Raw genomic sequence first — 26825 nt, 5'->3', positions numbered from 1 at the left:
ATGAACAGGACATTAAAAATTCTAATGAGCGGCGGCGGAACAGGAGGACACATCTTCCCGGCAATCGCTATTGCAGATGAAATCAAAAAAAGATTTCCTGATGCAGAATTTTTGTTCATCGGTGCCAACGGAAAAATGGAAATGGAGAAAGTTCCGCAGGCAGGTTATAAAATCGAAGGTTTAAACATTGCCGGTTTCGACAGAGGAAATCTGCTTAAAAACATAGGATTGCCTTTCAAACTCATTTCAAGTCTGATAAGAGCAAGAAAAATTATAAAAGAATTTAAACCTGATTTTGCTGTGGGAACAGGAGGTTTTGCGAGCGGTCCAGCCTTATTCATGGCTGCGAAAATGGGAATTCCCACTTTCATCCAGGAGCAGAATTCTTTTCCTGGAAAGACTAACACTGCCAACAGTAAAAAAGCGAAAGCAATTTTTACAGCCTATCCGGATATGGAGAAATTTTTTCATGGAACTAAAACATTCTTCCTTGGAAATCCGGTTCGCCAAAATGTAATTTCAGACTTAACCGACTCTGAAACTGCAAAGGAAAAATTAGGTTTAGACAAAAATAAATTAACAATCCTATCCGTAGGTGGTTCGCAGGGTTCACGAACTTTAAACAACGGCTGGAAAGATAATTTAGAAAACCTGAAAGAAAAAGGCTATCAGTTGATTTGGCAAACTGGGAAATTGGACTTTGCGGAGATAACTTCCAGCCTCCAGCCTCCAGCTTCCATCCAAATTAAGGAGTTTATCTCAGATATGGCAACCGCCTATTCTGCAGCCGATGTAATTGTTTCCAGAGCAGGAGCAATTGCGATTTCAGAACTGGCGATGGCAAAAAAGCCCGTGATTTTGGTTCCGTTACCAACTGCCGCAGAAGATCATCAAACTAAAAATGCGATGAATCTTGTTGAAAAAAACGCAGCACGAATGGTTAAAGATGTTGAAATGAAGGAGAAATTTTGGAATACACTTTCAGAAATCTGCGAAAACGAAGATGTAAGAAAAGAAATGTCAGACAGTCTTAAATATTTTGCCAAACCCAATGCGGCAAAAGAGATTGTGGATGAGATATTTAAAATAATAAAGTAATGATAAAAGGACTTTCAACATATCGAAAATTCATTTACGAGGATGATGCTTTAGAATTAATGGAAATTCTGAAACAGAATCATATTACTTACGAATTGATTAATAATTCATCTCAATTAGATTCAAATTTTGGAGGTGATATCAATACAAAACAGTTTGAAGTAAAAATACATCCTGAAGATTTCGTCTTGGCTGAAAATCTGGAAGAAGAGTTTCTTAAAAGTGAAATAGAAAATGTAGCGGAAGATTACCATTTGTTTGATTATACCGATGAAGAATTGGTTGAGATTGTCACAAAAAAAGAAGAGTGGAATAAATTTGACTATCTGCTTGCGCAAAAAATATTAAAACAACGGGGAAAAGAGATTAATCCGGATCTTTTGAAAATAATTAATAAGCAAAGAATTGAGAATCTTGCAACACAGGAAGCAAGTCCGACGTGGCTGATTATTATAGGATATGTAGCGGCATGTTTAGGCGGCTTTTTAGGAATATTTATCGGAGCGTATTTAATGTATTACAAAAAGGCGCTTCCAAATGGTGAAAGAATTTACGGTTTTGAAAGAAACGACAGAAGTCATGGGCAAAACATTCTGATCATTTCCGGAATAGCATTTTTCATTTGGATTGGATATAGCCTTTTCAATTATAAAAATTATTAATAAAAATAATTGTAAACGAATTAAATGTGTTGTTCTGATTAAATTGAGCAATTGAAGAATCTAAGTTGAGATTCCTCGTTCCTCGGAATGACAAAATGATGTTTAAAAATAATAAAATATAAGAGACAGAATAAGAGAGGGTTAAGCAATTTCAAATCTCAAACTTCAAATCTCAAATTAAAAAAAATGAACAATTTAGAAACATATCAAAATTTTTACTTCGTCGGAATCGGAGGTATCGGGATGAGTGCTTTGGCGCGCTACTTCCATGCTTCGGGCAAGAATGTTTTGGGCTATGATAAAACCAATACAAAACTGACGCAGTTGCTGATGAGCGAAGGAATTGATATTGTTTTTGAAGATGTGATTGATGATAAAATTACGTCACTTCAGAAAGAAAATACATTGGTGATCTACACTCCGGCAATCAAAAAGCTGGGGATCTTAGATTATTTTAATGAAAGTGATTTTAAAGTAAAAAAGAGAGCAAAAGTTTTAGGTTTAATTACCGAAAACACCGACTGCATCGCTGTTGCAGGAACTCATGGAAAGACAACAACGTCAACCCTGGTTTCGCATTTGTGTAAAGAAGCAGATTTGCCGTTTTCATGTTTCTTAGGTGGAATTTCGGAGAATTTTAAATCGAATTTCCTGTTTAACGGAACAGAATTTTCTGTGGTGGAGGCCGATGAATACGACAGAAGTTTCCTCAACCTCTCTCCGGACTGGGCGGTAATAACTTCGACTGATGCAGATCATCTGGATATTTACGGAGATAAAAATACGATTGAAGAAGGTTTCAGACAGTTTGCGGCATTGGTTCCGGATGACAAACAGCTTTTTGTAAGAAAAGGAATCGAAATCGGAAGAGCACACAAAACATACGCCGTCAACGAAGAAGCTGACTATTACTCAGACAATCTCCGCATGGATTATGATAAAATCTATTTCGATTTTCATGCACCAGCAAACGATGGTCACTCTGAGCTTGTCGAAGAGTTTGTCTGGGATGTTCCGGGAATTCACAATGTGGAAAATGCAACGGTTGCGATTGCTATTCTGCATAATCTGGGAGTTGATTTTGAAACGTTGAAGAAGGCGATCGCCAGTTTTAAAGGCATAAAAAGAAGATATACAAAACATATTTATCCGAGCGGTAAAATTTATATTGACGATTACGCGCATCATCCGACAGAGATCAATGCTGTCGTAGGTTCAATAAAAACGTTTTATCCTGATAAAAAATTATTGGTGGTATTTCAGCCGCATTTATTCAGCAGAACGAGAGATTTTGTGGATGGATTTGCTGAAAGTCTAAGCAATTCTGAAGAGTTGATTTTGCTCGACATCTATCCGGCAAGAGAGCTTCAGGAAAATTTTGAAGGCATTACTTCAGATTGGTTATTAGAAAAAGTGACTTTAGATAAAAAAGAAATTTCAAATTTATCTGAAGCTTTTGATAAAATTACAGATAAAGAATTTGACATCTTGCTTACGGTGGGTGCAGGAAATATTGATACGCTGTACGACCCGATTTGTGAGTGGTTAAGTAAAAATTAAAATAAAACAGTATGAAGTCCCCTTTGGGGATTTAGGGGATTATGAAAAACAAATACAGAATTTTAAAAATTGCTATCACAGTGATCATTCTTGGTTTCCTGCTGAGTTTCTCTTTGAAGAAATTTAGCGGTCAGAAGATTACAGATGAGAAAATTTCTGTAAAAATGAATGAGAAAACGCCGGTTTATTTTATTGATGAAAAAGATATTAAACAGATCGTCATTAAAGAAAACCCGTCTGGCAAAGTGGGAGATTTGAATATTCCTGAACTGGAAAAGAAAATCACCGCCCTTTCTGCTGTAGACAGCGCCAATGTATATTTAAATTTAAACGGAAAACTTCATTTGGATATCAAACAGAGAGTTCCGGTTTTCAGGTTAAATTACAATGGAAAAGATTTCTATGTAGACGAAAAAGGAACTGAATTTCCAATTTCAAAAACCTATTCCCATTCATGCATGTTGGTTACCGGAGATGTGAAAAAAGAGGAATATGAAAAACTGGGTGAGTTGGTTTCCAAAATTGATAAAGACGATTTCAGCAAAAAATATTTTATTGGGATTTCAAAACATAAAGACAGTTATTACCTGTTGACCAGTGAAGGAAACTATAAAGTGGAAATCGGAGATCTGGACCATATTGATTTTAAGGTGAAAGGGTTTAAAACTTTTGTTGAAAAATTCCTGATTTTTCAGGACTCACAGAAGTACAGTATGGTGTCCGTGAAATATGATAATCAGATTGTAACAACTCTGAATCCCTATTTTAAAGAAAACGACAGTATACTGAAAGCTGGGCATAAAGATTTGGCTAAAACTCCGGTTGCAGCAGCTCCAGTAAAAAAAGAGGAAGTAAAAGCTAAAACAGCTGAGAAAAAAACAGCTTCAGCAAAACCTAAAGAGTCGGTGAAGCCAAAAACAGCTGTAAAACCAAAGGAGAAAAAGAAAACTCACGAAAAGAAACCGGCAGTAAAGCCGAAAACAAAAGCAAAAGTAAAAATAGAATAAACAGAAGGTTGCACCTTTTAAATTAAATAAGTAATAAAATCAAATCGATATAACACAATGGAAAATCAAGAGTATTCAGTAGGTCTTGACATTGGGACAACCAAGATTGTCGCCATTGTAGGACGCAGGAATGCCCACGGGAAAATAGAAATTCTCGGAGTGGGGAAGGCTAAAAGTCTTGGTGTACACAAAGGTATTGTGAATAACATTTCGCAGACTATTAATTCAATCAAAGCAGCTGTGTCTGAGGCACAGTCGAGCGCAGGAGTGCCTATCCGCAAAGTTACGGTGGGGATTGCTGGTAAACACATCCGTTCGCTTCAGCATTCAGATTATATTATGCGTGAACATCCGGATAAATTCATCACAGATGATGATATTGAAGCATTAAAAGACCAGGTGAAAAAACTGGTGATGCTTCCGGGAGAAGAAATTATCCACGTACTTCCACAGGAATACAAGGTAGATTCTGAAGGTGAAATTCAGGAACCAATCGGTATGCACGGAAGCCGTCTGGAAGCCAAATTCCACGTTGTGGTGGGACAGATGGGAAGCATCAGAAACATCGCTAGATGCGTGCGTGAAGCAGGTCTTGAGATGGAGGCGCTTACTTTGGAACCTTTGGCATCTTCCGAAGCCGTTTTAACGAAGGAAGAAAAAGAGGCAGGCGTTGCCATCGTAGACATCGGTGGTGGTACTACAGATATTGCAATCTTCAAAGACAGCATTATCCGTCATACCTGCGTTATTCCTTATGGTGGCGGAATTATCACTGAAGACATCAAAGAAGGATGTTCAATTATTGAAAAACATGCCGAGCAGCTGAAAGTGAAATTCGGTTCTGCAGTGCCTGAGCTTGAAAAAGACAGTACTTACGTTACGATTCCGGGACTTCACGGAAGACCGGATAAAGAAATTTCTCTTAAAACTTTAGCACAGATCATCAATGCAAGAGTAGAAGAAATTTTGGATCTTGTAAACACAGAATTAAAGGCTTACGGCGCATTCGATCAGAAGAAAAAACTGATTGCTGGAATTGTGCTGACAGGTGGTGGTTCAAACCTGAAACACCTTCGTCAGTTAGCCAATTATACCACAGGTTTCGACAGCAGAATTGGTTTTGCAAATGAGTATGTGGCAAACGATAAAAATCAGTATCTTAAAGGACCGGAATTTGCAACCTCAATCGGTTTGCTGATGGAAAGTCTGAAGATAAGGGATAAAAAATCAAACCTTCCTGAAGAGGAAATTATCGCGGAAGAACCAAAGGCGAAAGTGCAGAATGACACCGTTGCGGCAGCTGATAACGAGCCAGCTGTTCCAGCATCTCAAACTGAACAGCCCATGTATATTCCGCTGGCTGAAACAGAGACAAGATCTGAAAAAAGACTGGCTAAGCCCACTTTCGGACAGTCATTGATGGAAAAGGTTAAAAAATTCTTTGAGGAAGTAGAGTAAAAAAATATAAATGATGAATGATCGGCGATAAATGATGTATCCGGGATCATTAATCAAAAATCAATTGTTAAAAATATAGATATGGAAAATATAGGAACACAGGGATTTTCATTTGATTTACCAAAAGGAAATTCGTCAATCATAAAAGTAATCGGTGTAGGTGGCGGCGGTAACAATGCCCTGAAGCACATGTACGAAAAAGGAATTCACGGTGTAGATTTCGTGATCTGCAATACCGATGCTCAGACTTTGGATAATAATCCTGTTGCCAACAAAGTACAGTTGGGGACTACCATCACAGAAGGTCTTGGTGCGGGGGCAGATCCTGAAGTAGGAGAAAAATCTGCAATCGAAAGCATTGAAGACATCAAAGCTGCAATGGGTCAGAATACCAAAATGGTCTTCATCACTGCCGGAATGGGCGGTGGTACAGGTACCGGTGCTGCTCCAGTCATTGCAAAAGTGGCAAAAGACATGGGAATTCTTACCGTAGGAATCGTTACCGTGCCTTTCAGCTTTGAAGGAAAAAGAAGACTGGATCAGGCAGAACTGGGTCTTGAAAAATTAAGAAATAACGTTGATTCTTTAATTGTCATCAACAATGATAAATTAAGACAGCAGTTCGGAAATTTAGGTTTCAAACAGGGATTCTCAAAAGCCGATGAAGTGTTAACCAACGCTGCAAAAGGGATGGCAGAAGTTATTACAGGTTATTTTGATGTAAACATTGACTTCCGTGATGCTAAATCTGTACTTCAGAATTCAGGTACAGCTTTGATGTCTACCGGTATGGCTTCAGGCGAAAACAAAGCCGAGGAAGCTGTGAAAAAAGCTTTAGACTCTCCGCTATTGAACGACAACAAAATTACAGGTGCAAGAAACGTGTTATTGTTGATCAGAAGTGGTGTAGAAGAAGCTACAATGGACGAAATCGGAATCATCATGGATTATATCCAGAAAGAAGCGGGGCACACAGCTGATATCATCTTCGGTGTTGGTGCAGATGAAGAATTGGGCGATGCAGTAAGTGTATTGGTGATTGCTACAGGTTTTTCCAATGACAACCAAAAATTTTCCGGGCCAACTGAGAAAATAAGAATCGGTTTGAATGACACTTTGGAAACACCGAAAGCTTCTCCATTTAAAACTAAGGAAGAGAGAGAAACTACACCAGAACAGGGTTATGATTTTGGAGGGAAAAATCTTTTCAGATTGGATGATGAAGAGCAGGATTTGCCGCAATTTAAATTGCTGTCTTCTGAAAAAAAAATGATTATTGAGGAGGATGAAGTGGAAACCGCTATTAAATTCTCTGACAGAGAGGAAGATACGGCAGATGGTTTTACACACAGCTGGAAAAACGATGAGCCGGCACGTGATGAAAGTGTAAATCTGTTTACTTTCGAAGAAGATCCTAATGATTTGGAAATTCAGTCTTTCTCATTTGATTTTGAAAATAAAAAAGAGGAACCGAAACAGGATAACTTCAGCAACAGCTTTACTCAGGAAAAGCCTGTAGAATTTAATTTTACTGTGAACGAACCTGTTTCTGAGCCAAAATATGATTTCGGACAACCGAAAAATGAAGTTGAAGTTTCAGTAATTGAGAAAACAACAGAAGAAACAACACATAAAGTTGAGACTTTTTATCACACTCCAGAGCAGCCCAAAACTGAAGAGCAGCAGGTTTTTGAAAAAAGAGTGGAAACAGAAACAACAAGACATACAGAATCTGAATTTTCTTTTGTAAATAAACCTGCAGACCAGGAAAAAGTATTGGAAAGAAGAAACAAGCTGAAAGAATTCAATTCCCGCTACCAAAGTTTTGATAAGCAGGATGATTTTGAAACTGTGCCGGCTTTCAAAAGAAAAAATATCTCAATCGACGGTGCCAACGCATCAGACCAGAACATCCACAGTTTTATGTCTGAAAACAACGAGGGCTCTATCCAGATCAGAGAAAACAGATTTTTAAATAAAGACGTTGACTAAAATAATGTAACAATGTAGAAATGTACCAATGTAACAATCATATTTGTCTTGCTGAGCCTGTCGAAGCATTTCATTGGTAAACTGTTACATTGATACATTGTTAAATTGAATAAAAATGAGTTTAGAACTTACCATCAGCGAAGCGATAAAAACAGCCATGAGAGCCAAAGACAGAGTTGCTTTGGATTCTTTGAGAGCTGTGAAGTCGCAGATATTATTACTGAAAACAGAAGCTTTGGGAGCCGAAGTTTCGCCGGAGCAGGAAATTGCTATTCTTCAGAGAATGGTGAAGCAGCGTAAGGATTCTTACGATCAGTTCATGGCTCAGGGCAGAAACGATCTTGCCGAAGTAGAAGATGCTCAGATGAAAGTAATCGAGCAGTATTTGCCAAAACAGTTATCTGCCGGAGAACTGGAAGCTGAAATAAAGGCAATCATTGCCGAAACAGGCGCTGAATCTATGAAAGATTTAGGAAAAGTAATGGGAACAGCCTCAAAAAATCTCGCCGGAAAATCAGACGGAAAAAGCATTTCCGAGATGGCAAAGAAGCTGCTTTCTTAAACATGACTGATTAGTGATAATTGATGTTTGATATCATTCATCAATCACAGATCATCATTTATATTATTGGATATTCAACCTTTGCATATCGATTTGATTAAAGAAGCCCGGAAATTTATTTTCGGGCTTCATTTTGTTTGAAACTAAAACTTCAAATGTAATAGTTAGAGGGAAGTTTATTATTTGAAATATAGTTTACGTGAATAAATAATTCTCAAGAATCAATTTTCTTTCATGTAAAATCGGTTTTAGAATCTGTTCAAATTTAACAAAAATTTATGAATAAACAAATTGTATTGATTTTTTATCAATATTGTTTTTTATCAAGTATTGAAATAGTTTTTATAAATCAATTAAAAAATATAATTATCGTAAATTTGGGTCGAATTTAAAAATGAATTAATATGTATCCACAGGATTTAGTAATGCCGATGAAGGCAGAGCTTACAGATAAAGGCTTTGAAAATTTAGATACACCTACAGCAGTGGAAACTGCACTGAAGCAGTCAGGAACTACACTTTTGGTGATCAATTCTGTTTGTGGCTGTGCAGCTGGTGCTGCAAGACCCGGAGTTGTGTACTCTTTAACAGGAGAAAAAAAACCGGATCATTTAACGACTGTTTTTGCAGGTTTTGATGTAGATGCAGTATCAGAAGCCAGAAAACATCTGGCACCATTCCCTCCAAGCTCACCTTGCGTAGCACTTTTCAAAGACGGAGAATTGGTACACATGCTTGAAAGACACCACATCGAAGGAAATCCTGCAGGAGCCATCGCTGCCAATCTTCAGGCTGCTTACGACGAGTATTGTTAGTAATATTTTTAATAATCTCAAGACCGCTGTACTTTTGTGCAGCGGTTTTTTTATTTCACTGAAAATCAGTCGGGTTAGCAAATCTCATTTTATTTTATTTGTGTTGTATTATTACAGAAATAAAATTTTTTGTTATGAAATTAGAAATTACATATGACAGTTTAGTTTACACAGCAATAATAACCAAGGAAGCGATGAAGTACAATAGATTTAGTTATGGTTTTCAACTCATAAGAAGTGATGGTTGTGTAGAATATAAGGAAACATATAGTTTTTATAAGTATTCCTGTAATCTAAGTTGCAGATTGCAGCATTACAAAAATTTTAAAAGAAACATCTTTATTAGTAAGGATTGTACGCCCAAAATTTTTAGGCCAGATAGTGTCTTAGATGAGTGATTAAGTAGTGTAAGTTTGCTCTATCTTTTTATACCCAAATATTTTCTGCATATCAAAGAATTGTTATATTTGTTGTAATGGCAACGAAAGCACTTTTCAATACGGTGGTCAATTGGTTTATCAAGCAGAGGATAGACCAGATACAGCATTTCATCGATCATCCGATAGATACTCAGAAAGGGATTCTCTTTTCGCAGCTTTTTCACGCGGAAGACACCGAATACGGGAAAAAATATGGCTTCAACTCCATCTCGAGTTATCAGGATTTTAAAAATAAAGTACCTGTGGTTTGCTATGAAGATTTTGAACCCTACATTGAAAAGGCAAGGCAGGGACAGAAAGACGTCAGCTGGCCCGGCTACATCAAGCATTTTGCAAAATCTTCGGGAACTACGAATGCGAAGAGCAAGTTCATTCCGATCTCAGCAGAAAGTCTTGAATACTGCCACATGAAAGCAGGAAAAGACATGGTTTCCATCTACGCCAACAACCATCCGGAAAACCAGCTTTTTACCAATAAAAATCTTAGACTGGGTGGCAGTTCTGAACTGTATGCTGACTTTAATACCAAGTTCGGTGATCTTTCAGCCATAATCATCGATAATCTGCCTTTTTGGGTAGAAATTACAACTATTCCCAATAAAAAAGTTTCTCTGATGTCTGAATGGGAATCCAAACTTCAGGCAATCGTTTCTCAGGTGAAAAATGAAGATGTCGGAAGTATTCTTGGAGTTCCAAGCTGGATGATGGTACTTCTGCAAAGGGTTTTAAAAGAAACTGAAGCAGGAAGTATTTCTCAGCTCTGGCCCAACCTAGAAGTGTTTTTCCATGGTGGAATCAGTTTTAAACCTTACCGTGAACAGTATCAGGGAATTATTGGTAAAAAAATAAATTACTACGAAATTTACAACGCTTCTGAAGGCTTTTTCGGTATTCAGGACAGATCAGATAGTGATGAAATGCTTTTGATGCTCGATTACGGGATTTTCTACGAGTTTATTCCGATGGATCAGTTTCATCTTTCCAACCCGAAAGTAGTTTGTCTGGAAGAGGTTGAAAAAGGTAAAAATTACGCGATGGTCATCACTACCAATGGCGGTCTGTGGCGTTATCTGATTGGCGATACCGTGGTTTTTACATCTACGGATCCTTTCAGAATAAAAATTACAGGTAGAACCAAACATTACATCAATGCCTTCGGAGAAGAGTTAATGATCAATAATGTAGATGCTGCTCTGGCAAAGGCGTGTGAGTGTACGCAGGCAAGTATCGCTGAATTTACGGGCGCTCCGGTTTTTATGAAAGAAAACGAAAGCGGTGCCCACGAATGGATTTTTGAGTTTAACAAACATCCTGAAAATCTGGATGCGTTTGTGGATCATTTTGATCAGCACTTAAAATCTGTAAACTCCGATTACGAGGCAAAAAGATACAATAACATCACCCTGAAAAGACCTGTGGTTCACATTGCCAAACCCAATCTTTTCTATCTTTGGTTAGAGTCTAAAGGAAAACTTGGCGGACAGAACAAAGTCCCGCGACTCAGCAACGACCGTGAATATATTGACGTCCTTTTAGAATTAAATAAATAAAAAAAACCGCAGAAAGTGATTTCTGCGGTTTCTCTTTTTAGGATTTGATTTGTTATTTATTCAAATCTTCCTTCAGTTTTTTTGCGCCTTCTTCAATTTTTCCGGCACCTTTTGCTGCTGCTTCTTTAATGTCTTTACCGGCTTCGTTCAAATCTTTTTTTGTTTTTTCAGCGGTTGCGTCAATTTTCTGTTTTGCTGCGTCAGCTTTAGTGTCGATTTCGCTCGTTGCTTTATCAATCTTGCTGTTGATGTCGTTTTTAGCTTTGTTTACATCTGAACTGTCAACAATTCCTGAAGTGTTGGTAGTTGTGGTAACCGTAGTTGTAGAACCGTCTGGATTTTCGATCGTTTCTGTTTTCGATGTTGATTTTTCGCAGGCAGTCATTAAACCTAAACATGCTGCTGCAATGATGATATTCTTTTTCATAAGTTGATTTTATTGATTTTTTTGTTCTTTGTCTTTATTGTTTTCAGAAGATTTTTTCTTTTCTTCTTCGGCTTTCTTTTTATTTTCTTTTTCCAGTTCTTCAGTGATTTTTTTCTCCTGCTCCTGAAGTTTGACTGCTGCTTTCACAGAATCCTGATACCTTTGAGAAGACATTCTGATCTGTCGCATAACATCCACTGAAGTAGCTCCAGCCGAAAAAGAATCTATCGCAGTGGTGTCATAAGTTGCTCTGCTTTCGTCAACGGCGGCTACAGCGGAGGTGTCAGGCTTTTTACTGCAAGACAGTCCTGTCACAGATAGGCAGACAATTCCAAAGATAAAATTTTTCATAGAGATTCTTTTTTGAGAAGCAATTTATTTGCCACAATTTCAATTTAATTTGAAAATTTTAAGACAGCCGAAACAGGATAATGATCTGAAATTTTAACGGAATGATCCACCTGATAAGAAACAGGCTCTACCGATTCTGATGAAAAAATATAGTCTAAACGCAGCGGATATTTGTAATCATGAAAACTGGTAGCACTTCCTTTTCCCGCTTTTACAAAGGCATCCTGAAGGTTTTTACCTAAATGATAATATTCGTATGAGTTGGGAACTGCATTAAAATCTCCAGTCATAATGACGGGGTAGGGTGAGTTGTCTACATATTTTCTGATCATGTCAATTTGATCCTGATGCATTTTGAAAGTAGGGACAAGTTTTTTTACGATATTTTTTACTTTAGTTTCATCCTCAGCGCTGTTGCCGTTAAGCTTTACCATGCTTTTGTTGAACTTAAAAGGCTGAAGGTAAACATTCATCACTCTCACTGTTTTACTGTCGATTTTAAGATCTGTGTAATCAGCGAATGCATTGAAATCTTCACTGTATAAACCTTCAAAAATCTCTTTGTAGCCTACAATTTCATATTTTGAATAGAGCGAACTGAGCGGTCTTTCTTTAGCTTTTTTCAAACCTGTAAACTGATAATCAAGATTGCCGTCTTCCTGCAGCAAAACTAAATCTGCACCTTTTGCGTTGACGTAGTCTTCAATTTCTTTTTTACCAAATTTTCCTCCTTTTGTATTAAAAGTGATAATTTTCAAATCACCTTTTTCCTTTTTAGAACTGTAATTAAGCCATCTTTGAGTGGCAGAAAAGAAAAACAGTCCGAAAATCATAAAAACAAACGCCCTTTTTTTCCACATAAAAATCCAGACTACAGTCAGTAAACTGTAAACTGAAATAAGGACCGGAAATGCCAGAGATAAAATATTAAACCAGGGAAAAATTCTCGGTGGGACATATGCATTCAGCAAAACGCCAAATAGCAGACAAAGAATCCCAAGATGAACGATCAGCAGAACAATCCTTACAATTTTCATAAATTTTTAATTGAAACGGTAAAGATGTTTCTTCCAGATTTTAGCCAAAATAAAACCTACAATTGCACCGCCAACGTGAGCTAAATGTGCGATTCCACCAGCATTTCCAGTTACCCCCAAATAAATTGAGCCTAAAATAATTACAGGCAGTACATATTTTACTTTTACTGGAATTGGAATAAACATGATGCCAATTTTTGAATCAGGATACAAGGTAGCGAAGGCCGCAATTACTCCAAAAATAGCTCCTGATGCTCCAACCATTCTGCCAAATATAATGGGTCGAAGTTCATTTTCTATAGAATCTTTAACAGCCAGAGAAACTTTTGTATTGGCAATACTTTCAGGATCCGCAATATAACCTTGTATATCAAAGCCGGCATCGCTAAGCTGATTGTAGATTTGCTGATATTCCACAAAATTCCATAAATTAAATAAAACGAAAGCGCCTAAACCACTTAGAAAATAAAGGATTAAATATTTTTTATCTCCCAAAGACTGCTCCAAAATTGGACCGAAACTGAACAGAGTAAACATATTGAAAAGGATATGCATAAAGCTTCCGTGCATAAACATGTGGGTAATAATCTGCCAGGATCTGAACAATGGCGACAGTGGAAAGTATGCTGCCAAATAATCATTAAGCTGAGGCATAATAAATGATGCAATGAAAAATACAACATTTAAAATAATCAGATTTCGTGTAATCGGCGGTATATTGTTAAACATCTACTTAAAATTTATTTTTAAAATCATTAAACGGAACCTCAAAAAAACAACGCTTCCCATTAGGCAGATACTCCGGGAAACCTAATGCGGTAAAATCTTTGATAAGCTGTTCCGCATCTTTTTTGTAAATAAAATCAAAGCGGGATTTCGACTGCATTTTAGACCATTGATTCTGGTAAAACTGCATAAATTCTTCTTCGCTTTTGTATTCTAGAATTTCAAAAAGGTTTTCCAGAAATTTCATCACCTGAGTTTCCTTCAGGCCTTCGGGTACGCTGTCTATTCTCAGCACGCTTTCATGAGCAATTTTCATGTCAAAGCCGAGTTCGGGGAGATATTTTTTTATCGAGCGGTATTTATTCTTCTCAATTTCATTCATGTGATATTCCAGAGAGAACAAAAGTGAGTGGCTTGTAGAATTTATTTTCCTTTCAGATTTACTGTTTTCTGAGATCACAAGTCGGTGCATCCTTCCCAAATCCAGCATCAGTGTTCTGTCGCCTTTGTTGAAAAGCCAGTATCCGTTAGGCAATCTCATCAAGTCTTCGTCAAAATCTTCATCTTCAAAAAGGTTAATTTTTGAAGGCTCGGCAGAAATATTCTGATGATACATTTCTGCAAGATTCTGCATTTCTGCCTTGGTCACCTGTTTTTCTTCAGCAAAAGGATTGTAATCGCGGTCAACAGTTATTTCCGGCATTTTTACCGAAACATTTGCTTTGCTCGGGAAGCTTTTCTGCATCATCTGGTCAAGATGAGGATCTCTTTCAAAATCCAGACTTGGTGCAATGTTGTAAATTCCTAAAGATCTTTTAATGGTAGACCTCATTAAAGCAAAAATAAGATGCTCGTCTTCGAATTTCACCTCCGTTTTTTGAGGGTGAATATTGACATCAATTTTCTCAGGATCAATTTCAAGATAAAGAAAAAACGTCGGAATAAAACCAGGCAACAGAAGTCCGTCAAAGGCTTCCTGTACTGCTTTGTTGAAGTAAGCACTTTTAAAAAACCTTCCGTTGACGAAAAGAAACTGTTCGCCTCTTGTTTTTTTTGCTCCTTCAGGTTTCGCTACAAAACCATGAAGTTTACACCAGATAATATCTTCTTTAATGGGTATCAGTTGTGGCTGTAGTTTTCGGCCGAAAATATCAACAATTCTCTGCATCTGACTGCCTTTTCTCAGCCTAAAAATCGCTTCATCATCCTGAAAAAATGAGAACTCAAGATTTTCATGAGCCAGGGCAACTCTCTGAAACTCATCAATTACATGACGGAATTCTATATTGTTGTTTTTAAGAAACTTTCTTCTCGCAGGAACGTTGTAAAAAAGGTTTTTAACCGAAAAATTAGAACCTTCAGCGGTCTGAGTCGGTTCCTGAAACTGAAATGTTCCCCCTTCAATGTAGATGTTGGTTCCCAAAGCGGCGTCTTTCAACTTAGTTTTTAGTTCAACCTGTGCTACTGCTGCAATAGAAGCCAAAGCTTCACCGCGAAATCCTTTGGTCGCAATTTTAAAAATATCTTCGGTGCCACGGATTTTTGAAGTAGCGTGTCTTTCAAAAGCCATTCGGGCGTCGGTTTCAGACATTCCTTTGCCGTCATCCACCACCTGAATAAGATTTTTTCCGGCTTCACGGATGATAAGCTCTATTTTGGAAGCACCGGCGTCAATAGAATTCTCCAGCAGTTCCTTTACAATGGAGGCTGGCCGCTGCACGACTTCCCCTGCTGCAATCTGATTGGCTACGTGATCCGGTAAAAGCTGAATGATATCTGACATAATAATGAATGAACTTACAAAAATAAGCATTCGAACTAAGAATCTAAATATTTAAACTTCGAATTAAAATTTAATTAACTAAAATTCTGTCCGGATATTTTAAACGCAGCGTCCGAATGTTCAAAAAAATTCGTTCTGAAAACTTTTCTGTTCGCAAAGGCGTTTCACTCAGCAAAGGTTTACTCTAATTTTGTAACATAAATTAAAGCTGTCATTTAAATTTGACGGATATTTAGAAATTAAAAAAACTCCCGCCTTCAAAAAAGAGGGCAGGAGTTCCAAACTAAGTATATACAATTAATGTGTTTTTGAAAATATTTACATCAATTTTTCTTCAAGAACAAGTTTAGACTTTTCTTTTCTTTTTCTAGGTTTTTCTACTGCTGCACTGCCGTGTAATGCGTCATACAGTTCAGACATCAGGTTAGGGCTTTTGTAAATTTTTGAATATCTGTAATTGGTTCTGAAATGTCTGATATTAATTTTATAAAAATCATATCCAATCACCACAGCAAGACATGCGCTGATGACATAAAACACCCTGAATTCCAAAATATAGTAAGTCAATCCGGAAAATACGGCTCCGCAGACGTAGGCGAGCATAATGCTCCAGAGAAGTTTGGCCTTAGCAACCATCTCAGGGTTTTTTCTGAATCTTTTCTGTGTGAACATTGAAGTGAGGATTCCCAAATCAGTGGTGGTACCTGTAAGGTGTGTTGTTTTCACGGAAAAGTTGGATATACTTGCCGTCAGACCATTTTGTAAACCGGTTGCGAAAAGCATGATTCCCACTAAAACTTCTGCTTCCTCAAGTGTCTTCTGATAATACAGCTGTCCGTAAATTCCGACCGCCATTAAACAGATTATTTCCAGAATCAATGGGATGGAATGTGCCAGATATTTGCTTTTTCTGTGAAGGTTGATCACCGAAAGATTGGATACAAAACTTCCGAAAAAGAACATGAAAATCCACAGTCCGGCTATCAAAACCTGAGACCAGTTGCCTTTACTTATTTCAGCCGCAAAAACAGCGTAATGTCCTGTTACATTTGACGTAAAAGAGAGGAATATAAGCAGAGAGGCAATATTAATAGTCCCTGCAACGAAGGCAGTTAGTGTTCCTAACTGTATATTCTCCTTGAGCGTTCGGCTGCTACTATAATTCCTTAACATTTTGATTCTTTTTAATAATTTACCTTCATCTTAAACCTCTACGAAGACTTCTGCAATTTTTCCTTTTTCAGGCATGAAGTCCGGTGTAATAACTTTGATTTCCTTTGCTTCAATTAAATCTGTCTTTTTCAGAAAAGGAACAATATCAAACTTTCCGCTGTGATTGATTTCCTTCAACGATTCAGAGTAGTAGGCTTCTTCCACATCAGCCGATTTGAGGTACTGATCGAATGTTCTCTGGAAGTATCCTGTAAAAATATCGCACGTAATCTTGCTTACCAGATCAGGATATTTATTTTTAATGATGCTTAAAGCTTCACAAAACTCCGCAGATCTGATTTTGCTTAAAATTTTGCCTTTATTGTTAAACAGCAAATCTCTGATGGAATCTCCGGCGTCGTAACCCGATACCAATAAGATTTTAAACTGTCCGCTGTCGTGTGAAGAATTTTTTTCTCTTAAAACTTTCTTCATTATATTTAAAGACTCCAGCGAAAAATCGGTGGCTATTAAAATGGTCTTGCTCATAATCTGTAGATTTAGTTAGTAAAAGATTTATTTACTCTACAAAATTATGATCATGTTATTAGAAGCCTTTTGGAAAGGAATTAAAATGTAGTTAAAAGGATTAAAATGGGATTAGAATTTCAAAGAAATTTGCTAAATCTGTGTTTCCTCATTCTTTAAAGTGGTGTATAGCGTAGGGAATCTGAGCTGAACTGTCGTTCCCTGATTCTCGAACGAACTCACAATCAATTCGCCGTTGTGCATTCTCACGATGTTTCTTGCCAAAGGCAATCCTATGCCGTAGCCTTCGTAATTTTTTGTATTGGATGCACGGAAAAAGGGATCGTAGATTTTATGCATTTCAGATTCGGGAATACCGATTCCGATATCTTTGATTATGATGTAAACATCTGTGTCAGTAGCTCCCAACGATACTTTTACCTGCTGGAAATTGGAATATTTACAGCCGTTATTGATGATATTGGTCACCGCAAGATGCAGCAGTTGCTCATTACCGGAAATTTTAAGTTTTTTGGGATTGTCCGGCAGCATGCTGATGTCGAGATAAATATTGTTTCGGGCATCCATTCTTCTGATGGTTTCGATGGCATCCCAAATCAGCTGATCGATTCTTACTTTATCAATTTTCTGAATTTTACCGTCGAATCCGGTTTGGGCAATAAGAAGAAGAGCTTTTATTTTTTTGTCTAATTTTTCAGCTTCGTCCAGAATAATTTCTAAAGTTTCCTTGTACTCCTGAGCACTTCTGCTGATCGATAAAGCCACATCTGCCTCGCCCATAATCGAAGTTAGTGGCGTTCTGAGTTCATGGGAAACATTTCCAATCAAATGGTTTTGAGTTTCAAAAGAAGTTTCAAGCCTTGTGAGCATCGTGTTGAAAGTATCTACAAGTTCATTCAGTTCTTTATTTCCCGCTTGAGGTTCGAGTCTTAAATGTAAATTTTCGGAGCTGATTTCTTTTACTTTTCCTGTGATTTTTAAGATGGGTTTAAATAAAGTTTTAGACAGATAAAACGAAAAAATCATGCTGAAAAACAGGGAAAGAACCATACAGGTGATCAGGGTTCGCTTTAAAAATCCTAAATAATAGACAACGTAATGGTTTTTTGCAGACGCGATTGCTATATAACTTTTGTTGTTGTATTTAAAGCTCTGTCCGATGTAATAAAATTCATTATCATTGTAGTTGGCTTCCCCCTTTCTGATGATATTCTTAAAAAAAGTATCCGGAATATGTACTTCAGATGATATTTTTTTAAAATTTGAATCCTCTGGAACAGAAAAAACGTAATCTCTTTCCATTGGAAGTTCTTCGTCATTGAGGCTGTTGAGAATGTGATTTTCGGGAATGTCAAGCTGTTTTTTGCTTTTTTCGATCTGAACAATTGTGGTGGTTCTGATTTTCAGCAATTCGTAAAATCTCTGATGCGAGAAGTTGACGATGGAGTAATAAACCAAACCTCCGAAAAGCAGAATGATGGTGGTAAAAACGACCATCAGCAGTATCATCGTTTTAGTCTGATTGTTAATTACCCGGTTAAACATTTTTTTAAGCCTTTTTTAATACATATCCCATTCCGATTACGGTATGAATCAGTTTGTTGTCTTCGTGAGTGTCTACTTTTTTTCGGAGATAATTTACGTAAACATCCACAACATTGGTTCCCATTTCGTAATTTACTCCCCAAACTGCGTCCAGAATTTCTGCACGGGAAATTACTTTTTCGGGATTATTCAGGAAATAATAAAGCAATTTAAATTCCGTGGAAGTAAGCGTAACTTCTTCTCCTGCCCGCACTACTTTTTTAGTATAATCATTCAGACTTAGATCTGAAAACTGGTAAATATGTCCGCTTTGAACATCGTCGTCATCTGAATCGGATGATGAGCTGCCGTTGCTTCGTCTCAACAGAGATTTTATTCTGGCAACAAGCTCTATAAACTTAAAAGGTTTGACCAGATAATCGTCGCCTCCGCTTTCAAGACCGAGAACGATGTTTTCAGAAGTTCCCAGTGCCGTTAAAAATAAGATCGGAACATGATTATTTGTTTTTCTGATCTCTTTGCATACTTCCAACCCGTTCATTTCGGGAAGCATGATGTCTAAAATCACCAGATCGAAATCGTTTTCTTTCACGAGTTTAGCCCCGGTGACGCCGTCAAAAGCCACTGAAATTTCGTATCCGTTTTCCTGAAGTCCTTTTTTAATGAAAGAAACTACGCTGGTTTCGTCTTCAATCAGAATTATTTTTTTCATAGAGGTTCCTGTTTCACAAAAATAGGAATTTTCATTAAGTCTTGTTGCAGTTAGAGTATTAGATTAATTCTATCAGGAATAAATATTTTCCAGAATTTTCACAAGGCCGATGCCGTCCTGCAAAAGAGTGGCGTTGTTTTTTTCTCTATTTAAAGATTTGAAAATTTCCAGATACATTTCTTTCAGGTTGTCCTCGTTAGATGTTGATGGGATTTTAAATTCGTCCGGACAGTTTTCTATATGCTGAAACGAAACTTCATTAAAGTATTGTCCGGAGATTTTCAGAGTACCTTTTTCGGCAATAATATTCAGAGAGGTTTCCTGGTTTTTTTCAAATACTGCCGTAGTGAAATTAATGTTGACTTTGGTGCCGCTTTTTCCCTGTAAAACCAAAATTGCAGTGTCTTCAATTTCTGAAATATTAAAGTTTCTGAATGAGCTGAGATCTTTGAAGAGAATTTCAAATTCGTCATTAAAAACATGACATAAAAGATCGATTAAATGTGAGAATTGCGTGTATAAAATTCCGCCATCTGTATTCTTTCCTCCTTTCCATGAGTCTTTTTTATAATAATTTTCTCCGCGGTTCCAAAATGCATTAAACTGAATGTTGTAAACTTTGCCCAGTTTATCATCTGACACCAATTCACTTAAAAATTTGGTAACAGACGAAAAGCGGTTTTGCATTACTACAAAGACCTGATTTCCTTTTTTATGAGATATTTCCTGAAGTACACGTGCCTGGTCTGTATTAAAAACAAACGGTTTTTCTATAAGAATATTATAACCTTGCTCTAAAAGCTCCTGTGCATGCTTGAAATGAAGGTGGTTTGGTGTTGCAATGACAACCAGATCTGTGTCATGCTTAGTCTTCAGAAATTGCTCCAGCGAGAAAAATCCTGGTTGTTCAGCTGGATGCCAATCTATTATTGCGTTAACTTTAATATCTGGAATTTGTTCTAAAACAGCCTTATGTTTTTTACCCATAAAACCGAATCCTAAGATTGAAATATTCATTACTGTGAAAAGCTTAAAAACGTATAAAAGTACGAAAAATTTGATTGGTTGGCGCAGGATGTTGTGTCTTGCTGAAATGTCTGCGTCGCCTTCAGACTGGAAACTTTTCAATACTAAAAAAATCCGACCCGCAAATTTTTGCGAGCCGGATTTCTGTGATATATAGAATATGATCTTATGATTGAGAAGATTTCTCTGCCGGTTTTTTTGTTTTAGAAGTTTTGCCTACTAATCCGTCTTTTTCTTCATTCAAATCTAAAACTACAGTTTCACCTTCAGATAATTGTTTGTTTACAAGCATTTCTGCCAATAAATCTTCAATATATTTCTGGATTGCTCTCTTCAATGGTCTTGCACCAAAATCTTTATCCCAACCCTTGTCTGAGATGAAATCTTTGGCTTCTGCGGTTAATTCAACTTTGTAGCCTAACTTTTCCAGTCTACCGTAAAGTTTTCCTAATTCAAGATCGATAATTCTCTTGATATCTTCTTTCTCAAGTGAGTTGAAGATCACGATATCATCAATTCTGTTCAGGAATTCCGGAGAGAATGCCTTTTTCAATGCATTTTCAATGGTGCTTCTCGCTCTTGAATCTGTATTTGTTTTCTTCGCATTAGTTCCGAAGCCTACACCATCTCCAAAATCTTTAATATCTCTGGTGCCGATGTTTGAAGTAAGAATAATAATCGTATTTCTAAAATCGATTTTTCTGCCTAAACTGTCTGTAACGTGTCCTTCATCCAAAATCTGAAGAAGAATATTGAATACGTCAGGGTGAGCTTTTTCAATCTCATCCAAAAGTACTACTGAGTAAGGCTTTCTTCTCACAGCTTCAGTTAGCTGTCCACCTTCTTCATATCCAACATATCCCGGAGGCGCACCTACCAGTCTTGATACAGCAAACTTTTCCATATATTCACTCATATCGATTCTGATCAGAGATTCGTCAGATTCGAAGAGTTCTCTTGCCATTACCTTAGCCAGCTCAGTTTTACCGACGCCGGTTGTTCCAAGGAAGATAAATGTACCAATCGGGCGGTTCGGATCTTTCAGTCCGGCTCTGTTTCTCTGAATTGCTTTCACAACTTTTTTCACAGCGTCTTCCTGACCGATCACTTTTCCGTTAAGCTGGTCATCCATTTGAGCCAATTTGTCGAGCTCATTTTTACCCACTTTCGTTACAGGGACACCACTCATCATAGAAACTACTTCAGCAACATTTTCTTCTGAGACGGTTTCCTTTTTCTCCTTTACATCCTTATCCCACTGGTCCTGAGCGGAGTTAAGCTCCATCTGGAGTCTTTCCTCTTCATCCTTCAGTTTTCGGGCTTCAAGATAATCCTGCGCTTTTACAGCTTTCTGTTTCAGCTCTTTGATATCTTCAATTTTCTTTTCAAAATCGATGATTTCGGTAGGAACCTTCATGTTTTTAATATAAACACGGGATCCCGCTTCGTCCATTGCATCAATTGCTTTGTCCGGTAGAAAACGGTCTGTAATATATCTCGAAGTAAGGTTTACACATGCAAGAATTGCCTCGTCTGTGTAGACTACATTGTGATGTTCTTCGTATTTGTCTTTAATCTGATTTAAAATCTGAATAGTTTCCTCAATATTGGTAGGTTCTACCATTACTTTCTGGAATCTTCTTTCCAGTGCACCGTCTTTCTCGATGTACTGACGGTATTCGTCAAGAGTTGTGGCACCAATACATTGAATTTCACCTCTTGCCAAAGCCGGTTTAAACATATTGGAAGCATCTAAGCTTCCTGTAGAACTACCTGCACCTACGATCGTGTGAAGCTCATCGATGAATAAAATGACATCTCTGTTCTTTTCAAGCTCGGTCATAATAGCCTTCATTCTCTCCTCAAACTGTCCACGGTATTTAGTCCCGGCAACGAGGCTTGCTAGATCTAAAGTAATTACACGCTTTCCGTATAATACTCTTGAAACTTTTTTCTGCTGAATTCTTAAAGCCAGACCTTCTGCGATGGCAGATTTACCAACTCCAGGCTCACCAATTAAAAGAGGATTGTTCTTTTTTCTTCTTGATAAAATCTGAGAAACTCTTTCGATCTCTTTTTCACGGCCGATTACAGGGTCTAATTTCCCGTCTCTTGCCAAAGAAGTCAAATCTCTTCCGAAATTGTCGAGAGTAGGAGTTTTGCTTTTTGCCGAACCGAGATTTCCTGTCGGCTTTCTCATCTGCTCGAAATCTTCTCTTTCTTCGTCGTCATCATAAGCACTCATTTGAGGTGCCTGTCCCGAATTTTTCAGCATTGTCTGATATTCTTTAGATACACCCTCGTAATCAATTTCGTGTGCTCCCAAAACATTTGAAGTAGGATCTTCATATTTATAAAGAATGCCTAAAAGCAAATGCACGGTATTGATTTCGTTGCTTTTATACTGTCTGCATTCAAGCTCGGCACGCTTCACAGCATGATCTGCCATTTTTGTAAATGAAATATTGAGAACCTCTTCTGAAATAGGATTGATGCCTGCTGCATTTAATGTTTCAATTTTTCTTCTGATTTGTGTTAAATCCGCATTAAGGTTTTGAAGGATTTCTTTTGCAGAGTTTTCTGTTTTTAAAATCCCTAAAAGGAGATGTTCTGTATTTAGAAATTCACTTTTCAGCCTTCTCGCTTCGCTCTTGCTTTGTTTGAACACCTGGCTCAAACCTTGTGAAAACTTGTAATCCATAATATAACTCGTTAGAATAAATGCACCATTGCCATTTATTCAATATCTAAGTTACAAATATTTTACCAAAAAACAATCTGTGACTTTATGGCAGAAATTTGTTTTTTATCTTATTGAAAATGACTAAGTTTGTGTCCCTTTAATTTTTCTCATGAGCCCTGAACTTGCATCGTACATTGGCTATGCCGCTTCATTCTTTATCGTTTTGAGCTTTGCGCTTAAAAATCTTACTAAAATTAGAATTGTAAATCTTGTGGGTTGCATCTGTTTTGTAACTTACGGAATCTTCAGCGGAATGCTTTGGCCTGTGATTATTCCCAATGCAATTCTGTGTTTTGTGCAGATTTATTATTTGATGAAAACAAAAAAAGATTAATGAAGAAAAAAATAATTACTTCTGCCTTCAGTAATTTGTATACAGACCAGCGTATTGAAAAAGTGTGTAAAACACTGTATGATAGTGGGTATTCTATTGAGCTTATAGGAAATGACTGGGGCGGAAACGAAAAAATGGAGAGGCCATATCCATTTTCCAGAATTGAATTAAAATCAAAGAGTTTAAAAACAGCTTATTTTGAATTTAACTGGAAATTATACAAAGAACTGAAGAAAAAGGCAGACAAAAATACTATTCTTCATGCCAATGATATTGATGCCTTACTGCCAAGTTTTCTTATTGCCCGAAAGTTGAATATTCCGCTGGTTTTTGACAGTCATGAGATTTTTACCGAAATGCCGGCAATCCAAAATAAATTGTCTCAGAAGATCTGGAGGCTTTTAGAAGGAAGTCTGGTTCCGAAAATCAAATTGATGATGACAGAGAGCCAAAGTTATGCAGAATGGTTTTATGAAAAGTATAAAGTAAATGCGGTGGTAGTAAGAAATATACCGAGAAAAATAGTTTCGAGACCCGGCATACCGGATAATAATCCTAAAATCATACTTTATCAAGGCGTCATCAATCAGTCTAGAGGTATTGAAAAAGTAATTTTAGCAATGCATTCAATCAAAGATGCGGTTCTGAAAATTGCCGGAGACGGTCCACTGAAAAAAAAATATGAAGATTTGGTTATTCAGCAGAATTTACAGGAAAGAGTGGTATTTCTGGGCAAACTGAAGCCAGAAAACCTGAGAGAGGTAACAAAAACAGCTGATGTAGGATTCAGTCTTGAAGAGAATAATGGCGTGAGCTATTACTACTCGCTTCCCAATAAAGTTTGTGATTATATCCAGTCCAGAGTGCCTTTGGTGATGATAAATTTCCCTGAAATGAAGCGCATTAAAGAAAAGTTTGATATCGGAGAAATGGTAACCGATCACAACCCCGAAACTATAGCAGCGGCACTGAACAGAATCCTTAAACGGGGAAGAGAGGCTTATGCAGAAGAACTTGAGCGGGCTTCCGAAGTTTTCTGTTGGGAAAATGAAGAAGAAAAGATTTTAGAACTATTTCAGAAAGCAGCTCAGTAAGCGATTTACAAAATTAGCTATCTTTGCACAAAGAAAGTATAGAAATGACCATTAAAGAAAAACAGCAGGAAATCATTGATGAATTTGCTTTTCTCGACGATTGGGAGCAAAAATATGAATATATCATCGATCTCGGAAAAGAACTGAAAGGGCTTGCAGAAGATAAAAAAACCGATGACAATCTGATAAAGGGCTGCCAGAGCAAAGTGTGGATTGATGCAGAATTTAAAGATGGAAAGCTGTTCTTCAATGCAGATTCAGACGGTATTTTGCCAAAAGGAATTGTATCACTTTTAGTGAGTATTTACAGTGGCCATTCCACAAAGGAAATTTTAGATTCAGATTTTGAATTTATTTCAGAGATCGGTCTGCAGGAATTTCTTTCGCCATCCAGAGCCAATGGTTTGATGGCAATGACCAAACAGATTAAATTTTACGCAGTAGCTTATCAGTTGAAATCTTAGTCGTGACCAGAATTTTAGCATACCGCTTTTCCGCATTTGGAGATGTTGCCATGACGGTTCCTGTATTCAGGGAATTTCTTGAGCAGAATCCTGATGTTGAAATTGTAATGGTTTCCCGAAGTAATTTTGAGAGTTTGTTTTCTGATATTCAGAATGTTAAATTCAAAGGGGTAAACCTTGATGATTACAAAGGTTTTTTTGGGCTGAGACGTTTGGCGAATGAACTTCAGCGAGAGTTTCAGCCAGACTTTATTGCCAATCTGCATGATGTCATCCGTACAAAGATCCTTGACAAAATATATAAAAGGCGCAGGCTGAAAGTTTTTAAAATAAATAAGGGAAAAGAAGAAAAAGAACAGCTTACAGATGTCTGGAATCTTAATAAAAAGCAATTAAAATTAACAATTGAAAGATATGCGGATGTTTTCAGGTCTATGGGTTTCAAGGTGGAGCTTTCGCATCAGTTGAGACCTTCTTCCAAAGCAAAATCGGGGATAGGATTTGCTCCTTTTGCCCAGCACAAAGGAAAAATGATGCCGCTTGAGAAATCTTTTGAGCTCGTGAAAATTCTTGCCCAAAAGCATAAAATTTACTTTTTTGGAGGTGGTTCCAAAGAAACTGAAACATTACAGACATGGGAAAGTCAAATCCCAAACACCGAAAGTCTTGCCGGAAAACTCAGTCTTTCTGAAGAATTAAAAAAGATATCAGAACTTGAATTAATGATTTCAATGGATTCTGCCAATATGCATTTGGCAAGCGTTGTCGGAACAAGATGCGTTTCAGTTTGGGGATCTACAGACCCTTTAGCTGGCTTTTTAGGCTTCGGGCAGAGGGAAAATGATGTAGTTCGTGTTTCAGATTTATCTTGCCGCCCGTGTTCTGTTTTTGGTGATAAACAATGCTACCGCGGCGATTGGGCTTGTTTGGAGGAGCTCAAAGTAATGCGGATTGTGGAAAAGATTTAAAAATAATGATAAAACTTTCGGTCTGTATTCCTGTTTATAATTTTGATGTCCGTGAATTGGTTTACGAACTGAAAAAAGAAATCGAAAGCCAAAGCCTCTCTGCCGAAATTATTTTAATTGATGATTTTTCTGACAGGCAATTTTTTAGTTTAAACTCTGAAATTCAAAATGTTGTAAGTGTGTTTGTTTCACTTGATGAAAATGTGGGAAGATCAAAAATCAGGAATCTTTTTTTGAATTATGCTCAGGGAGAATATCTTCTTTTTTTAGACTGTGACGGGAAATTAATTCAGGAAAACTTTCTCGAAAACTTTCTAAATTTTCTTTTAAAAAATCCTCTCGCAGATACTATTTACGGCGGAAGAAAAGTTCCCGTTGAAATCCCTGATCAGAAACATCTTTTACGTTGGAAATTTGCTGTTGAAAGGGAAAATCTCTCTGTGGAAGCAAGAAAACATCATCCTTATTTAAGTTTTCAGACCAATAATTTTGTAATCAGAAAGAAAGTTTTAGACAAAATTCCTTTCAATATTTCCTACAGCAATTACGGTTATGAAGACCTGCTTTTTGCCATGGATTTGAAATCCGAAAATATCACAATTCATCATATCGAAAATCCGGTTTTAAATAATGATGTTGAAACCAATGAAGTTTATCTGAAAAAAGTAAAAGAATCTGTTGCGAGTGTTTCTACAATGCTGAAAAATACCGAAGTAAAAAACAGAATTTCAGATATTAAACTTGTAAAAGCATATGACAGTTTAAATTTT

24 protein-coding genes and 1 pseudogene are annotated in these 26825 nt (G+C 37.1%); 14 read left to right on the top strand and 11 right to left on the bottom strand.

The annotated features are described in order from the left end of the window. From murG to ASG21_RS16150, 9 genes are all read left to right on the top strand, one after another. Positions 1-1098: an undecaprenyldiphospho-muramoylpentapeptide beta-N-acetylglucosaminyltransferase gene (gene murG, locus ASG21_RS16195; RefSeq protein WP_056082895.1), complete on the top strand. Its 1098-nt coding sequence runs from the start codon at positions 1-3 to the stop codon at positions 1096-1098. Beyond that, a complete protein-coding gene (locus ASG21_RS16190; RefSeq protein WP_056082891.1) occupies positions 1098-1760 on the top strand; it encodes a hypothetical protein in 663 nt (220 codons plus the stop codon). The genes murG and ASG21_RS16190 overlap by 1 nt, the downstream gene beginning before the upstream one ends. Before the next feature lie 186 nt (positions 1761-1946). After that, positions 1947-3320 (top strand): UDP-N-acetylmuramate--L-alanine ligase, encoded by a 1374-nt coding sequence (murC, locus tag ASG21_RS16185; RefSeq protein ID WP_056082888.1) that lies wholly within the window; start codon positions 1947-1949, stop codon positions 3318-3320. Between the two features lie 41 nt (positions 3321-3361). Then, the gene (locus ASG21_RS16180) at positions 3362-4327 is read left to right on the top strand and encodes a hypothetical protein (RefSeq protein WP_056082885.1); all 966 of its coding nucleotides are present in this window, start codon (positions 3362-3364) and stop codon (positions 4325-4327) included. A gap of 57 nt (positions 4328-4384) precedes the next feature. After that, the gene (ftsA, locus tag ASG21_RS16175) at positions 4385-5785 is read left to right on the top strand and encodes a cell division protein FtsA (protein WP_056082883.1); all 1401 of its coding nucleotides are present in this window, start codon (positions 4385-4387) and stop codon (positions 5783-5785) included. Between the two features lie 81 nt (positions 5786-5866). Beyond that, entirely contained in the window at positions 5867-7777 is a 1911-nt protein-coding gene (gene ftsZ / locus ASG21_RS16170; RefSeq protein WP_056082880.1) for a cell division protein FtsZ, read from the top strand. 115 nt (positions 7778-7892) lie between these two features. Continuing rightward, positions 7893-8339, top strand: a complete 447-nt coding sequence (locus ASG21_RS16165) for a GatB/YqeY domain-containing protein (RefSeq protein ID WP_056082877.1) — start codon at positions 7893-7895, stop codon at positions 8337-8339. 404 nt (positions 8340-8743) lie between these two features. Then, positions 8744-9154 carry a BrxA/BrxB family bacilliredoxin gene (locus ASG21_RS16160; protein ID WP_056082874.1) on the top strand — a complete coding sequence of 137 codons (411 nt, stop codon included), beginning with the start codon at positions 8744-8746 and terminating at the stop codon, positions 9152-9154. A 475-nt stretch (positions 9155-9629) separates the two neighbouring features. Then, positions 9630-11144 carry a GH3 auxin-responsive promoter family protein gene (locus ASG21_RS16150; RefSeq protein ID WP_056082866.1) on the top strand — a complete coding sequence of 505 codons (1515 nt, stop codon included), beginning with the start codon at positions 9630-9632 and terminating at the stop codon, positions 11142-11144. 52 nt (positions 11145-11196) lie between these two features. Here ASG21_RS16150 and ASG21_RS16145 read toward each other — a convergent pair whose 3' ends face one another. The 11 genes from ASG21_RS16145 to ASG21_RS16095 all read right to left on the bottom strand — a co-directional run bounded on the left by ASG21_RS16145 (position 11197) and on the right by ASG21_RS16095 (position 23153). Further along, positions 11197-11571, bottom strand: a complete 375-nt coding sequence (locus ASG21_RS16145) for a hypothetical protein (RefSeq protein ID WP_056082862.1) — start codon at positions 11569-11571, stop codon at positions 11197-11199. Positions 11572-11580: 9 nt separating this feature from the next. Next, positions 11581-11922, bottom strand: a complete 342-nt coding sequence (locus ASG21_RS16140) for a hypothetical protein (RefSeq protein WP_056082858.1) — start codon at positions 11920-11922, stop codon at positions 11581-11583. 44 nt (positions 11923-11966) lie between these two features. Continuing rightward, positions 11967-12959 (bottom strand): endonuclease/exonuclease/phosphatase family protein, encoded by a 993-nt coding sequence (locus ASG21_RS16135; RefSeq protein ID WP_056082853.1) that lies wholly within the window; start codon positions 12957-12959, stop codon positions 11967-11969. Positions 12960-12965: 6 nt separating this feature from the next. Further along, the gene (locus tag ASG21_RS16130; RefSeq protein WP_056082849.1) at positions 12966-13688 is read right to left on the bottom strand and encodes a rhomboid family intramembrane serine protease; all 723 of its coding nucleotides are present in this window, start codon (positions 13686-13688) and stop codon (positions 12966-12968) included. 4 nt (positions 13689-13692) lie between these two features. Next, positions 13693-15468: a DNA mismatch repair endonuclease MutL gene (mutL, locus tag ASG21_RS16125; RefSeq protein WP_056082846.1), complete on the bottom strand. Its 1776-nt coding sequence runs from the start codon at positions 15466-15468 to the stop codon at positions 13693-13695. Positions 15469-15786: 318 nt separating this feature from the next. After that, complete coding sequence (locus ASG21_RS16120) at positions 15787-16641, bottom strand: YoaK family protein (protein ID WP_056082843.1); 855 nt, start codon at positions 16639-16641, stop codon at positions 15787-15789. A 30-nt stretch (positions 16642-16671) separates the two neighbouring features. Further along, entirely contained in the window at positions 16672-17169 is a 498-nt protein-coding gene (locus tag ASG21_RS16115; protein ID WP_056082841.1) for a hypothetical protein, read from the bottom strand. A gap of 132 nt (positions 17170-17301) precedes the next feature. Beyond that, on the bottom strand, positions 17302-18714 hold the full coding sequence (locus tag ASG21_RS16110; protein WP_056082837.1) for a HAMP domain-containing sensor histidine kinase: 1413 nt from the start codon (positions 18712-18714) through the stop codon (positions 17302-17304). Positions 18715-18718: 4 nt separating this feature from the next. Then, positions 18719-19426, bottom strand: a complete 708-nt coding sequence (locus tag ASG21_RS16105; protein WP_056082834.1) for a response regulator transcription factor — start codon at positions 19424-19426, stop codon at positions 18719-18721. A 72-nt stretch (positions 19427-19498) separates the two neighbouring features. After that, positions 19499-20554, bottom strand: coding sequence for a Gfo/Idh/MocA family oxidoreductase (locus ASG21_RS16100; RefSeq protein ID WP_056082831.1), 1056 nt, complete (start codon positions 20552-20554; stop codon positions 19499-19501). Positions 20555-20618: 64 nt separating this feature from the next. Continuing rightward, positions 20619-23153 carry an ATP-dependent Clp protease ATP-binding subunit gene (locus ASG21_RS16095; RefSeq protein WP_056082828.1) on the bottom strand — a complete coding sequence of 845 codons (2535 nt, stop codon included), beginning with the start codon at positions 23151-23153 and terminating at the stop codon, positions 20619-20621. A gap of 151 nt (positions 23154-23304) precedes the next feature. Between ASG21_RS16095 and ASG21_RS16090 the strand changes: the two genes are divergently transcribed. The 5 genes and pseudogenes from ASG21_RS16090 to ASG21_RS16070 all read left to right on the top strand — a co-directional run. Continuing rightward, entirely contained in the window at positions 23305-23529 is a 225-nt protein-coding gene (locus ASG21_RS16090; RefSeq protein ID WP_056082825.1) for a hypothetical protein, read from the top strand. Continuing rightward, entirely contained in the window at positions 23529-24623 is a 1095-nt protein-coding gene (locus ASG21_RS16085) for a glycosyltransferase (protein ID WP_056082823.1), read from the top strand. Before ASG21_RS16090 ends, ASG21_RS16085 begins: the two co-directional genes overlap by 1 nt. A gap of 44 nt (positions 24624-24667) precedes the next feature. Beyond that, entirely contained in the window at positions 24668-25087 is a 420-nt protein-coding gene (locus ASG21_RS16080; protein WP_056082819.1) for a SufE family protein, read from the top strand. A gap of 2 nt (positions 25088-25089) precedes the next feature. Further along, positions 25090-26055, top strand: a complete 966-nt coding sequence (locus tag ASG21_RS16075; RefSeq protein WP_241773518.1) for a glycosyltransferase family 9 protein — start codon at positions 25090-25092, stop codon at positions 26053-26055. Continuing rightward, positions 25989-26825: pseudogene (locus ASG21_RS16070) on the top strand (glycosyltransferase); the annotation flags it as partial. The gene ASG21_RS16075 and the pseudogene ASG21_RS16070, both read left to right, overlap by 67 nt.

The sequence above is a fragment of the Chryseobacterium sp. Leaf394 genome (assembly GCF_001424105.1).
In the GTDB taxonomy this organism is placed as follows: Bacteria; Bacteroidota; Bacteroidia; order Flavobacteriales; family Weeksellaceae; genus Chryseobacterium.
This window is presented reverse-complemented; position numbering and strand designations above follow the sequence as displayed.